At 61.8% G+C, this 13,450-nt stretch carries 7 protein-coding genes; 4 read left to right on the top strand and 3 right to left on the bottom strand.

The window, feature by feature from the left end:
• The first annotated feature begins 110 nt into the window (after positions 1–110).
• The gene (locus ACQY7R_RS02095; protein WP_428303948.1) at positions 111–2,864 is read left to right on the top strand and encodes a hypothetical protein; all 2,754 of its coding nucleotides are present in this window, start codon (positions 111–113) and stop codon (positions 2,862–2,864) included.
• 106 nt (positions 2,865–2,970) lie between these two features.
• Here ACQY7R_RS02095 and ACQY7R_RS02090 read toward each other — a convergent pair whose 3' ends face one another.
• Positions 2,971–3,591, bottom strand: coding sequence for a TetR/AcrR family transcriptional regulator (locus ACQY7R_RS02090; protein ID WP_428303947.1), 621 nt, complete (start codon positions 3,589–3,591; stop codon positions 2,971–2,973).
• A gap of 415 nt (positions 3,592–4,006) precedes the next feature.
• On the opposite strand from ACQY7R_RS02090, the gene ACQY7R_RS02085 reads away from it, so the two are divergent.
• The 3 genes from ACQY7R_RS02085 to ACQY7R_RS02075 all read left to right on the top strand — a co-directional run bounded on the left by ACQY7R_RS02085 (position 4,007) and on the right by ACQY7R_RS02075 (position 10,117).
• The gene (locus ACQY7R_RS02085; protein ID WP_428303946.1) at positions 4,007–5,239 is read left to right on the top strand and encodes an efflux RND transporter periplasmic adaptor subunit; all 1,233 of its coding nucleotides are present in this window, start codon (positions 4,007–4,009) and stop codon (positions 5,237–5,239) included.
• Between the two features lie 6 nt (positions 5,240–5,245).
• Positions 5,246–8,446: an efflux RND transporter permease subunit gene (locus tag ACQY7R_RS02080; RefSeq protein WP_428303945.1), complete on the top strand. Its 3,201-nt coding sequence runs from the start codon at positions 5,246–5,248 to the stop codon at positions 8,444–8,446.
• A gap of 306 nt (positions 8,447–8,752) precedes the next feature.
• Positions 8,753–10,117 carry a Gfo/Idh/MocA family oxidoreductase gene (locus tag ACQY7R_RS02075; protein WP_428303944.1) on the top strand — a complete coding sequence of 455 codons (1,365 nt, stop codon included), beginning with the start codon at positions 8,753–8,755 and terminating at the stop codon, positions 10,115–10,117.
• Positions 10,118–10,684: 567 nt separating this feature from the next.
• On the opposite strand, the gene ACQY7R_RS02070 is transcribed toward ACQY7R_RS02075, so the two are convergent.
• Together ACQY7R_RS02070 and ACQY7R_RS02065 are read right to left on the bottom strand one after the other, a co-directional pair.
• Positions 10,685–12,097: an aspartate aminotransferase family protein gene (locus ACQY7R_RS02070; protein WP_428303943.1), complete on the bottom strand. Its 1,413-nt coding sequence runs from the start codon at positions 12,095–12,097 to the stop codon at positions 10,685–10,687.
• A 45-nt stretch (positions 12,098–12,142) separates the two neighbouring features.
• Positions 12,143–13,432 carry a Gfo/Idh/MocA family protein gene (locus ACQY7R_RS02065; protein ID WP_428303942.1) on the bottom strand — a complete coding sequence of 430 codons (1,290 nt, stop codon included), beginning with the start codon at positions 13,430–13,432 and terminating at the stop codon, positions 12,143–12,145.
• Between the last annotated feature and the right edge of the window lie 18 nt (positions 13,433–13,450).

Below are 13,450 nucleotides of genomic sequence, written 5' to 3'. Positions count from 1 at the left end.
TAACTGATATCCCCCACGTCCCATCTCTAAAGTAGACTTTCGCACACGCGCATTTAGAGCAACCTGCGCCGTCGGTCTGTTGAACAATCCGTCTCGCTGGAGCTCTCGAAATGTCGATTCCGATTCGCTGCGTTTGCGGCCGTCATCTTCTTGCGCGCGACGACTTCGCCGGTGCGCGGGCTGAATGCCCGACCTGCGGGCGTACTCTGCAGATCCCTGCTGATCCCAGCGCGCGCAGCCCGAATGCCGGTCCAGCTTCGCCGTCGTCCCCGCCGCCCGCTGCCGCCAGTGCGGCGGCTCCCGATATCGAAGCGATCGAGATCACTGAGTTCCTCGACCCGCCGAGCGAGTCGAGTGTTGGCGCGTCCAGCGGAACTGCCGGCGGGGCAGGGGCTCCTCCCAAACCGCCGAAGTCGGTCGCCGCGCGGATGTTCGAGGCGCTCCTCGATCCCCGCAGCATCCAGTGGATGCTGATGATCGGCGGCGGGCTCTGCGTCCTCGGACTCATCGTTTGGCTCGTCAGCCTCGGCGTCTTCAAAGATCCTCACGTACTGGCCGTCGTGCTCGGCGTCGGCACCCTCGCAATTCTCGGCGCCGGTTGGTTCGTCGCGCTTCGCACGCGGTTCAAGGTTGCGGGCCAGGCGCTCACCTTCCTCGGCTGCGTCGTCGCTCCGCTCAACTTGTGGTTCTATCACGCCCAAGGGTTGCTAACCGTCGACGGCCATCTGTGGGTCGGCGGCGTTGTGTGCTGCTTGCTCTATGCAGCGACGGTCTATGTGCTGCGCGATCCGCTCTTCATGTATGCGGTGGAAGTCGGCGTCACGTTGACAACGCTGCTTCTGCTGGCCGACATGGGCAAGATCACTGACGCCCCCATGCTGGCGATGTTCTTGATGGCCCTCGGCCTGATTTCGGTTCACAGCGAGCGGGCCTTCTCGCCTGCCGACGAAGCTCAGTTCCCGCGCCGCCGATTCGGGCTGCCGCTGTTCTGGTCGGGGCACGTGCAGATTGGCACGTCGCTGTTGATTCTGCTCGCCTCGCAACTCCTCAGTTGGCTCCTGACGCCGGCGCAAGATCTGTTCGACATCGAATGGACTGGTAACTTGCTGACGACGAACCATTTGCTCGCCGGCGGGCTGTGGCTCGCGGCCGTCTACGCTTACCTCTACTCCGACCTGATTGTTCGCAAAATTGGCCTCTACCTCTGGCTGGCCGGTTTTTCGTTGGTGATGGCCGAGTTGACGCTGCTCGTCGGCTTCCATGTTCCCATGGAGTGGATTCTCGCCGTCATGTCGGCGACAGCGCTCGCGGTGAACCTTGGTTGGAGCCGCTTCGCGAACGACGATCTCAAACTGGCCCGCATCGTTCCGCCGGTGGGGATGGCGCTCAGCCTGCTACCGGTCGCGGCGGGGCTGATCTTGCACATCCGCGCCACGAGCGGCGCCTTCAACGCGATGGACTGGGGCTACAACACCGGTTTTGCGTTTGTCGTGGCGATGCTCATTGCCGCGGTCTGCAATCGGATTTCGGCGGCGCTTTATCGCCGCAGCGACGCCCGCACCTCACAGCTCTACTTCTTCCTGAGTGCGGCGTGCGTGCTGGTGGCGGCAGCGGGGCAGCTGCGTGATCGCGGGCTCACCGATTGGAGCGATCAGGCCCCGTGGCTGATGCTCATTCCGCTCGCCTACCTGCTGGGGGCCCGACTCTGGCGCGGCCACAGCGCCGAACGGCCGCTGTACTATGTCGCTCAAGCGGCAACGGGCGTCATTCTCGCCGCCGGATTCATCGCGACGATTAAGGATCCGACCGCGTTCCGACCGCTACTGGGCGAGCGCACCAGCTTGCTCTACGGGCTGGTGTTCAGCGAAGCGGCGATCTTCTATTTGCTTGCCGGGTTCTTCAAACGCCGGAGCTGGAACACCTACCTCGCCGCGGCCGCAGCGTGCGGCGCCATTTGGCAGTTCATGGGCTACTACGGCATCGACGCCAGCTACTACACGATGCTCTATGCAGGGCTCGGTCTGGCTTGCCTCGTCGGCGCACGCTCGTTGGGGCTGCAGCCGGTGACCGTCTACCGCGAGCGCTATCGTTCAACGACAGTGCTCCGTGGTCGTGGTCTCGCATTGCTACAGTGCGGCCATGGCATCCTCACCGTCGCGTCGCTCGCGGCGTTGATGCAGGGTCTCGCCGGTCTCGCCGCACGCGACGCGCAGGTGATCGACATCGTCTCGATCTTCGTGACCGCCATCGCAGCTGGGGCGGCCAGCTTTGTGGCGCCGCCAAGTCCCTGGAGGCGTTTGTACGCCACCGCGGCGGTCGCCCTAGCGGCGGTGGGCTTCCTACGTCTTAACATCCTCATCGACTTGAACGGTTGGCAGAAGTTTGAAATCTTCGCCGTCGTCGCCGGAGCAATCATGCTCGCCGCGAGCCATTGGGCGCTCTTCCGCGACACCGACACGCAGCATGACGACTCCGTGAGCATCGGTCTCACGCTCGGCAGCGTACTCGTTGCGGGCACGCTCCTGGTCGCCGTCCTGTACCACCGTTGGGCGGGCGACGGGCCGTCGCTGTACGACGAACTCGCGCTGCTGACGTTCACCATTATCATGGCGGTGACCGGCGTCAGCTGGCAGATTCGCGCGACAACGCTCTTCGGCGGCGGAGCGCTCGCCATTTACCTCGTGGTGCTCGTGACGACGCTTGCTTACCGGCCGCAAGTTGCCGTGGGCGTCTACCTTGCGGTGGGCGGCGGCTTGGTCTTCGCCACCGGCATCGCGCTGAGCGTCTACCGTGAGAAGTTGCTGCGGCTGCCGGAGCGCATCTCCAACCGCGAGGGGATTTTTAAGATCCTCAACTGGCGGTGAGGCATCGCTTCAAGGTAAGAGAAAGGCCGCTGGAGCCATGCTCGGCTCCAGCGGCCTAATTTTTTATGCAAACGGCTTGCGTTCTGATCCATCGGCGGCGACAGGCCTACTTCTGCACCGCCAGGCCATTGAACAAAATATCAATCATCGCCGCCGAGCGTTCCGACAGCGGCCCCTTGCTCTGGCCTTCGAAGTAGTTGAAGAACATCGCCCCGAAGACGAACCGCGACAGCGTGTCTTGAATCTCCGCGACCGGGATCGGCCGAATCTCGCCCGCGTCGATCAGCTCCTGCAGCCGTACCGCCCATTCGGCCTTCCGCTTTTCGTCATGCTCAAAGAACAGCGACGGCCGGCGATTGCGGAACAGCGACCGCTCTTCGATGATCAACTCGACCACTTCAGGCCGCGAGTCGAAGAATCGCAAAATATCGTTGATACACGCCCGCATTTCTTGCAGCGGCGGCAGGCCTGCCTTCTTCGACGCATCGACGGCGACGATCATCTGATCGCGGGCATGCGCGACGGCGGCGAGGAACAGCGCCTCCTTGTTGCCGAAGTGGCGGTAGACCGTTCCCTTGCCGATGCCGACGCGATCGGCGATCTCCTGCACATCGGTCGAGTTGTAACCGTTGGCGGCAAACGTCACGATCGCCGCGTCGAGAATCTCGAGCGAGCGTTCGGCGTGTGGCGTTTCGCGGCGTTCCGGGGCGAGGGATTCTGTATCCATCGTGTCTCGAAGTGGTGAAGTGATCTGTGGCGATCTCTTCTATATGGTTCCGCAGGGAATGTGACAATCTATTTGCAAATCGGCCAGCGTGAGCGAGTCGAGTTCTACCTGCTCGCTGAGCGTTGGTTTCAACCCGTCTACAGCTAACTGATCGACGCCACACGCCGCGGTTTGCCGCAGTTTCTGGCACCCTGCTTAAAATCGGCCGCGAACCTCGGTTGGCTGGCGGCCGTCTTTCAATATTAGCGTGGACGGGCGCGTCCGTCCACGTTATACTTTATCATCGGTCCGGCCCTCGCCGTGAATACCCAGGCCGACCAGGCCCAAAATCCTCGCCCACCCGACACCGCCCCTGCCTGAGTCCACCTGCCTGCGAAGCAGACAGTTCTGCGAATCCACCTAGGCGTCAATCTCTATGAGTCCTCGTTCCTGCTGGATCGGTTCAGCCCTCGCCGTTGTGGCGCTAGCCGGCTGCAACAATGTCTCCAACGAGATGGTCAAGATGCCGCCGCCGGCGGTGACGGTTGCCCAGCCGGTGGAGCGCGAAATCGTTCACCAGCTCGAGTTCACCGGTAACACCCGGGCTACTGAAGCGGTCGACGTTCGCGCCCGCGTGAACGGCTACTTGCAGAAGATCGACTTCGAGGATGGCGCCGACGTGCAAGCGGGCGATGTGCTGTTCGTGATCGAGCCGGCGCCGTTTGAGGCGGCCCTCGACGCGGCGAAGGCGGCTCAGCAAAAGGCTGAAGCGACCCTCGCGCTTGCCAATGCCGACCTGGCGCGGACGCAGCCGCTGGTTCAGCGCGGGGCGTCTACCGAGCAGGAACTCGACGTGAAGAAGGCCGACGTGGCGACCGCAGCAGCCGACGTCGCCTCGGCGAAGGCGGCGCTAACGCAGGCCGAACTGAATCTTTCGTACACGCAAGTGAAGTCGCCGATCTCGGGCCGCGTCTCGCGGCACATGGTCGACATCGGCAACTTGGTTCAGGCTGAGCAAACGACGCTGACGCGCGTCGAAGCCTTCGATCCAATCCACGCCTACTTCGCGATCAGCGAGTCGGACGTGGTTGAGCTGATGGCCAAGTCCCCCGGTACAAGCGCCGCGTCGCTCAAGGCGAACCCGCCGACCATCTATGTCGGACTCACCGGCGAGAAGGGATACCCGCACGAAGGGAAACTCGACTTCGCGGAAGCGGGCATCGACCCTCAGTCTGGTACGCAGATGCGGCGCGGGATTTTTCCGAATGCCGACAAATTGCTCGTTCCGGGTATGTTTGTCCGCGTGCGGCTCCCCGTCGGCTCGCCAGCGCCGGGGCTCATGGTTCCCGATCGCGCGATTGGAATGGACCAGAGCGGCGAATACGTCTTGGTGGTTAACGAGAAAGATACGGTGGAGCGGCGGTCGGTGAAGCTGGGCCTGCGCGTCAACGGTATGCGTGTGGTGAACGAAGGATTGGAGGTCGGCGAGTGGATCGTCATCAACGGCTTGCAACGCGCTCGTCCCGGAGCGCCGGTCAAGCCCGAGCGGACGACGGAGATCGTCGAAGCGAAGCAACTCGACGCCTCGAACGACCCGGCGATCGCGAACAGCGGCGCCCAACTCTCGACGACGACCCCCGCCAAGGCGTCGGCCACGGGGGGAAACTAACGTCCTATGTTAAGTCGATTCTTCATTGACCGACCGATTTTCGCCAATGTCATCGCGATCGTCACGATGATCATGGGCGGCGTCGCCGTGTTCGGTCTGCCGATCGAGCAGTACCCTGACGTCACCCCCCCAACCGTCGTGGTGAACGCCGTCTACCCTGGCGCCAACGCGAAGGTTGTTTCCGACACCGTCGCTTCGCCGATCGAGCAATCGGTCAACGGCGTCGAAAACATGCTCTACATGTCGTCTGTCTGTTCCAGCGACGGCACCTACGCGCTCACCGTGACGTTCGAAATCGGCACCGATCTCGATCAGGCTCAGGTTCTCGTGCAGAACCTGGTAGCCGTGGCCGAACCGCAGACGCCGGAAGAAGTTCGTCGTCAAGGCATCACGGTCAAGAAGCAGTCGACCGCGATTGTGATCGTGGTGAGTTTGACGTCAGAGAACGACCGCTATTCGTCGTTGTATCTGTCGAACTACATGAGTCTGCGAATCAAGGACGAAATCAGCCGCGTGCCGGGCGTCGGCGGCGTGCAGATCTTCGGCGGCAACAACTACTCGATGCGGGTGTGGCTCAACCCCGAGAAGTTGAAGGCCCGCAATCTAACGACCCAAGACGTTTACGCTGCCATCTTGGAGCAGAACGTCCAGGTGGCGGCGGGGCAAATAGGGCAGCCCCCGTCGCCCAATACACTCGACTTCCAGTACATCGTCTCCGCGCTCGGACGGCTCAGCGATGCTGAGCAGTTCGAGAACATCGTCGTCAAGGCGAGCGAAGACGGCCGCGTGACGTATCTGAAAGATGTCGCTCGCGTGGAACTGGGAGGCCAGAACTACGATCAGTATGCCGAGAAGGGGGGCGTGCCTTCTTCGAGTATGGCCGTCAATCAGCTTCCGGGGGCGAACGCCTTGGATGTCGCCCAAGGCGTGCGCGACGCCATCGCCAAGATGAAGTTGTCCTTTCCCGAAGGGATGCTCGTCGACTTCCCGCTTGATACGACAGAGTTCGTCGAGGCGTCGATTGAGTCGGTCTATCACACGATCATCGAAGCTGGCGTGCTCGTGCTCATCGTGATTCTGGTCTTCTTGCAAGACTGGCGGGCGGTGCTGGTGCCGGCGACGACGGTGCCTGTGACGATTATCGGGGCGTTCGCCGCGATGTACGTGATGGGCTTCTCGGTGAACATGCTGACGCTGTTCGGCCTCGTGCTCGCGATCGGCATCGTCGTCGACGACGCGATTGTCATCGTCGAGGCTGCCGCTCACCATATCGAAAATGGCTTGCCGCCCCGCGAAGCGACGATTCGCGCGATGGAGCAGGTGCTGGGCCCGATCATAGGCATCACCTTGGTGTTGATGGCGGTGTTTCTTCCCACCGCGTTCCTCGGCGGCATCACTGGCCAGCTCTACCGGCAGTTCGCGCTCACTATCGCCGCGACCGCGCTCATCAGCGCCATCAACGCCGTAACGCTCAAGCCGGCTCAATGCGCTACCTACCTTCGCAAGCCGTCGGAGAAGAAGAACTGGTTCTATCGCGGCTTTAACTACGTTTACGACAAGTTTGAACGCGTCTACGTGGCGATTGTTCGCGTGTTGCTTCGCTTCCGCTGGGTGACGATGCTCGCCTTCGTTGGCCTGGTCGCCGGCACAGCGTACTGGTACCAACGCGTGCCGACCGGCTTCTTGCCAATCGAGGATCAGGGGTACATCATCGCCGCTATCCAACTCCCCGATGCCGCTTCGCAGTCGCGTACGAAGGCGGTCACGGACCAGATCAACGAGATCATGAAAAAGGAACCGGGCATCATGACCTGGTTCAACGTCGGCGGTCTGTCGTTGCTCGACGGTAGCGCGGCGTCCAATGCGGCGACCGTGTTCATGCGGTTTGATGACTGGGACAAACGCGAGGACCCCAGCCTAAGCTTGCAGGGAATTCTCGGTAGCCTAATGGGCAAATTCTCGCAGATTCGCGAGGCGTTTATTGTAGCGTTCCCTCCGCCGGCGATTCGAGGGCTCGGCTTCCGCAGCGGTTTCCAAATGCAAGTGGAAGATCGATCGGGCGTCGGGCTGGAAGAACTTGGCGCCGCGACGGCGCGGATTGTGGAAGCCGCCAACGCCCAGTCGAAGCTGGCCGGCGTGAGCTCGACCTTCCGTCCCGGCGTGCCGCAGCTTTACATCGACATTGATCGCGTCAAGGTGAAGACGCTCAACCTGCCGTTGTCGGCGGTTTTCGGCGCGCTGCAAACGTACCTCGGCTCGGCCTACGTTAACGACTTCAACAAGTTCGGCCGTACCTTCCAAGTCAGGGTGCAGGCTGAAGAAGATTTCCGCATCGACCCGCGCGATATCGAACGGCTCGAAGTGCGTAATCTGCGCGGGCAGATGATTCCGCTCGGCTCGGTAGTGAAGGTGTCGCGGTCGTTCGGACCGCAAATTATTCAGCGTTACAACCTCTACCCGACCGCAGCGATTCGCGGCGAGCCGGCGCCAGGCGTCAGTTCGGGCGAGGCGCTCGCCATTATGGAGCAAATCGCCGCGGCCGAACTCCCCGATTCGATGGGCTACGACTGGACCGGCGAATCGTTCCAAGAAAAGCGCATCAGCGGCCAAGCCGTCTGGGTGTTCGCCTTCGCGGTGTTGCTGGTCTACCTCGTGCTTGCCGCTCAGTATGAAAGCTGGATTTTGCCGGCGGCGGTCATTCTCGTGGTGCCGCTTGGTTTGCTCGGCTCGGTCGCGGCCGTGTCGTTCCGCGGCATGGACAACAACATTTACACGCAGATCGGCATCGTGCTCATCATCGCCTTGGCGAGCAAGAACGCGATCCTGATCGTCGAGTTCGCCCGCGACCTCCGCAAGGAAGGCCGGTCGATTTACGACGCTGCGGTGGAAGCGGCCCGCTTGCGGTTCCGCCCGATTCTAATGACCTCGTTCGCGTTCATCCTCGGCGTGGCCCCCCTCGTGTGGGCCACCGGGGCGGGCGCCGCGGGCCAGCAAGCGCTCGGTACGGCGGTGTTCGGCGGCATGATCACTTCGACGATCCTCGCGGTCTTCTTCACTCCGGTCTTCTTCCTGATATTGCAGGGAGTCTCGGAATGGTGGAAGCCGATGGTCGCGGCCGAACCGGCGATCCACAAGTTCGCCGGCGACGACGATGATGATCACCATCACCCCCGCCGCAAACCGCTGCAAACCGCCGGCACGCACTAAGCGAATACAAGCCACCGGCTCCGCCGGTGGACGAAGCTCGTGCGGCACCGCACACAAAATTCAGCGAGCCTCTCCCTTCATGGGAGGGGTATCATCAAGATCAAGAGGCCCCTCAAGGAGCGACGCGGGAATTCGCCCCCCGACTCGCGTCGCTCCGAACGGGGCCTTTTCTCATTCCCGCTCCATCTGTTGCGAGATTTCACGAACTGAACTCCCTGGCGCCGCTGAACTCGCGCACTTCGTATACTGGAGCGGTCGGCTCGCACGCCGCATTGCATTCCCAGCACCAGTTGACGAGGTAGGTTCATGTCGGCCGATCGCTCCCCCGCTCGCGAAGGCAAGTCTGCCGTTCGATTCACCCGCCGCGACGCCTTGCGAATTGGCGCCGCTGCGATGGTCGCCGGACCGTTTCTCCGCACGGGCCGATCGTTCGCTGCCGGGCCTGAGCAAAAGGCTCGCATCGCGTCGATCGGCGTCGGCAACAAAGGCTGGACCGATCTGCTGGCGGTCGCATCGGCTCCGGGCGCCGAGATCGTGGCCATCTGCGACATCGACTCCAACTTCCTCGGTGTCGCCCAAGAGAAGTTCCCGCAAGCTCAGGCCTTCCGCGACTACCGCGTGCTGCTCGACAAAATGGGTAACGGCATCGACGGCGTCTTGATTTCCACTCCCGACCACATGCACGGCGCCATCGCCCTGGCGGCGATGGCGCTCGGCAAGCACGTTTACGTGCAGAAGCCGCTGGCTCACAACCTGGCTGAACTCCGCGCCATGTGCAACGCCGCGGCAGAGCAGGGGGTGATCACCCAGATGGGAACGCAAATTCACGGCGACGAATCGTATCGCACTGCGGCGAAGATGTTGCGCGACGGCGCCATCGGCAAGGTGAGCGAGGTCCACTGCTGGATCGGTCGCGGCCTACCCTTGCCGGCGAAAGAACGTCCTGCCAATCGGGCCGACAAGATTCCCGCGACGGTCGATTGGGATCTATGGCAAGGCGTCGCGCCTGAAGAACCGTACGTCGAAGGGTTTTACCACCCGTTCAACTGGCGGATGTGGCGTGACTACGGCGGCGGCGTCTTGGGGGACATGGCGAGCCATATTTTCGACCCGATCTTCACCGGAATCGATTTAAAGGCCCCACTCACGCTCCGTTCAGGCGGTCCGGCTCATCTGCGCGATACTTACGCCACAAACACCGAGGTTCTTTACACTTTCGCTGGCACGCCGTTGACTGCTGGAGAGGTCAAATTCCGCTGGACGAACGGCACGTTCAAGCCAGATGCAGCGAAAGCACAACTTCCCGACGGCGTGAATTTGTCGGCCTCGGGATCGTTTACCGTTGGCGAAAAGGGCGTGATGGTCCTGCCTCACTGGGGCATGCCAACCTTCTACTCTAACGGCAAGCCAATGGATCTCGAGATCAAGTCCGAGGGCAACGTCGACCACTATCACGAGTGGGTGGCGGCGATTCGCGGTGAAGGCCAGACGAGCACGCCGTTCACGTTCAGCGGCCCGTTAACCGAAGCGGTGATCGCGGGAACGGTCGCAGGCGCATTCCCCGAAGAGACGTTGGCGTGGGATTCGGCCGCGCTGAAATTCGATCACGACGGCGCCAACGCCCTAGTCCACCGCAAATACCGTGACGACTGGCGGCCGCTCGGCGTGTAGCGAGAAGCACAGAAGCCACCGACTCCGCCGGTGGACGGAGTGACGCGCTCTAGCCCCGGGCTCCGCCCGGGGGTAAGTCTCCATTCCGTTTAGCTGTTGCCGCACGCAGTGTCACCCTTTGGCGAAGCCCAAGGCTAAGAATCGCGATAACAAGTTGCGAGACGCCCCAACTCGCGATACAAGCTGAGCATCGCCGCACCACACGGAGCGGCCAAAAATAGACCATTCAAATCGCATGTCAATGACGGTAGGTTCGATGATGAGTCCGCCGAAGCTCTTTGACAATTAAGTGACCCGCCAGATCGAACAGCGCACCCTCGCCGCTGTCGGTCAAAGCGACGTTTGGGGAAGACTTTTGCGCGTTCAGAACGAATCAAAGAAACGCAAAAGTCCCAGATCGAATTCCGCGCGTTGACGCGAATTCCTCGAGAAATCTCGCGTCAACGGCGCTGCAGCGATTTCAGGAGACCGACTTTTGCGCCACTTTAATGGGGCCCCCCGGCCACGCGCAAAAGTCTCCCAGCGAGCCACGGGTATCTCGCCCGGGGCTTACGATCGCCAGCCCTCTCAGCCAAGACGCTCAACAATCGCAAGCATCGCATCGAGATACTGCTGCGCTTCATCAAGCTCCATCGTCAGCGGCGGAGCAACGCGAATGACGTCGCCGTTGAGCGGGCCGAGCAAATGGATGGCCAGTCCAGCGTCGTCGCCGTCGTAGCAGGCACGGACGACTTGGCTGGCGACCTCGTTCGACGTGCGGCCAGGCAGGGCGCCGCACTGGATGCCCCACACGTTTCCCTCGCCGCGGATGGCCGTGATGGCGGCCGTTTCCGTGAGACGCTGGAGCCCAGCTTCGAACACCTTCGAGAGTTCACGGCCATGAGCCAGCACATTGTTCTGTTCGAACTCATCGAGCGTCGCTAGCACCGCCGCACAACCGAGGGGATGACCGCTCCACGTGTCCGACGCTTCGCCGTAGGTCAGCTTTTCGAAGAGTTCGCGTCGACCGACCACGGCATCGACCGGGATGCCGTTGCCCATCCCTTTGCCGAGGATGACCATGTCGGGTTGGACGCCGTAGTCGGCGTAAGCAAATAGCGATCCGGTTCGTCCGAAGTTCGATTGCACTTCGTCGAGGATGAACAAGATACCGCGCTCGCGACAGAAGGTTTGCAGTAGTTGCAGGTATTCCTTCTGCGGATGGTAGGAGCCGCCGCCGCCGAGATAAGGCTCGGTAATAAGGCAACAAATTTGGTCGCCGAGTTCGTCGGCCAACTGCTCCAACTCCTTGATGTAAGGCAGCAAGTTAAGCGGTTCCAGTCGCTTCTCCAGCGAGCGACATTCCTCGCGCGGAAAGCTGACGAAGCGAACGCGGGGATCGCGTTCTGCATCTCGCTCGCTGCCAGTCACGGCGCCCGCTAGTCCTTTTTTGCCGTGGAAGCCGTGCCGCGTCGCAAGGATCATTTGCTTCGCTGGATCTTGCGCGAGCGCCGTTCGTAATGCTTTGATGACCCCTTCGCTGCCGCTCGCCGACCAGACGACTTGCTCGAATCGACTCCCGCCCGGCAACGCTCGCATTGCTGCGAGGAGTCGCCGGCAAGCTTCAGCTTCAAGCGGCGTGATTGCGTTGTAAGCGGTCAACGGAGTGGCGGAGAAGTACCCGTTCTCCGTGCTGCTGCCGGTTGCTGCGTTCGACGTGCTAAGCAACTCCGGCGTGTGACCAAGGTACTCGTAAACCCGCTGCCACCAGCGGCGCGGATTGTGGCCGAGATTCGCGACCAACACGCCCGATGTAAAATCCGCGAGCTTAGCGCCGTCCGCTGTGTAGTGGTAAGATCCGGCGCTCCGCTCGATCACCGCCAGCGTCGGCGTGAAGGTGCGCAGCGCTCGCGGCTCAGCTTGCCCGATCGATCGTCGCGTCGTCTCGCTGAGCGGTTCGTGGCGCTTGGCGACTTGGCGGATTGGCTCAACGGAACTCATAGCGAACTTCGTTGGTAGGGGGTAGACGTGTATAGGAAGCGCCATTTAGACGGCAGGCGCATAGATGACTTCGTCGCGGGATTCGCCTGGAACTTTCAAGACAAGCCCGCCCGCAGGAGCATTCACCTCGACGACGCACTCGGGGATGCCCGCGGCATGGCGCGCCAAGATGATTTCCATCGCTTCGACGGCGGCGACGACTTGCCGGTCCGCGGCGAGATCGTTGTAAGCCAGTTCACGCGCCGCGGCCAAACGCACGGAGCGTTCTTCGAGCGGACCGCCGAACTCGACGGTGGCGGCTTCGCGCATGAATCGCTCGATCACTTCGACGCCGTAGCCGCGCTGCGAGCGTTCGCCCCACGGTTCCAGCACCGAGGCGTTGTAGTGGTTGTTGATCGTATTCTTGATCTTGTAGGGCGTCGCGCCCTCGACGGTGCACTCAACGCCGCGTTTACGGCTATGGCCATTCCAGACGCCGTTGTCGAACCTAAACTGCACTTCTTGCTCAACGTACCCCGGGAAGTTGTCGGGCGTTACCCAGCTCGTGTGGATGTCGAACGCCGCTTCGCGTCCATCGTCATGAGCATAAATGAGCCGCAACTGCGTCGAATCCCACGTTGGCCCATCGGCGGGGCCAACGATGCCGCGTTGACCAGTGCAGGTCACTCGCTTCAGTTTCAGGCCGAACGTGAAGTCGATCAGCTTGATGTAGTGGACGGCGACATAGGTTCCAGGGTTGCGGCCGACGATCCATTCGGCGAACTGTGATCCAGCAATCGACTTCGGCTCAAGCAGAGAGCAATAGCCGTTGTTCACGTGTTGTAGGACGCCGTCGACAATGAACGTGCGGAGCTTCTTGTGATCGGGATCGAGGAGCTTGTGATAAACGACCTTCGCGAGAACGCCGTGCTCCTGGGCGAGTGCGTTGAGCTCATCGAGCTCTTGCAGGCGCAAAACGGACGGTTTCTCGATCAGAACGTGCTTGCCCGCGTTGATCGCGAGTTTCGCCGCGGCGAAATGACGATCGTCGGGCGTCGCGATGCACACGACGTCGACTGGCGAGTCGATCAGTTGATCAACGGCATCAACGCCGAAGAAGTTTTGGAAGCCCTGGAGGTTTTTCGGCGCTTTCGCGCGGTAGGCGGCGGCCCGCTGGCCCGTTCGCGTGGCGACGGCGTTCAGCGGCGCCGAGCAAATACCAAGCTCCGGCGCGTACAGCGGTTGGCTGGCGACGCGCTCGAAGAACGGGCGGTACGTTTCGTCAAAGATCATCCCCATGCCGACCATGCCGACGCGGAGTTCACGGGGGCCGACGGTATTAGGAGATTGCGTCACAGCAGTATTCGAAGGGAG

The sequence above is a fragment of the Lacipirellula sp. genome (assembly GCF_965279485.1).
In the GTDB taxonomy this organism is placed as follows: domain Bacteria; phylum Planctomycetota; class Planctomycetia; order Pirellulales; family Lacipirellulaceae; genus Lacipirellula.
The sequence above is the reverse complement of the archived record's forward strand: the minus strand, read 5'-3'. Positions and strand labels throughout refer to the sequence as shown.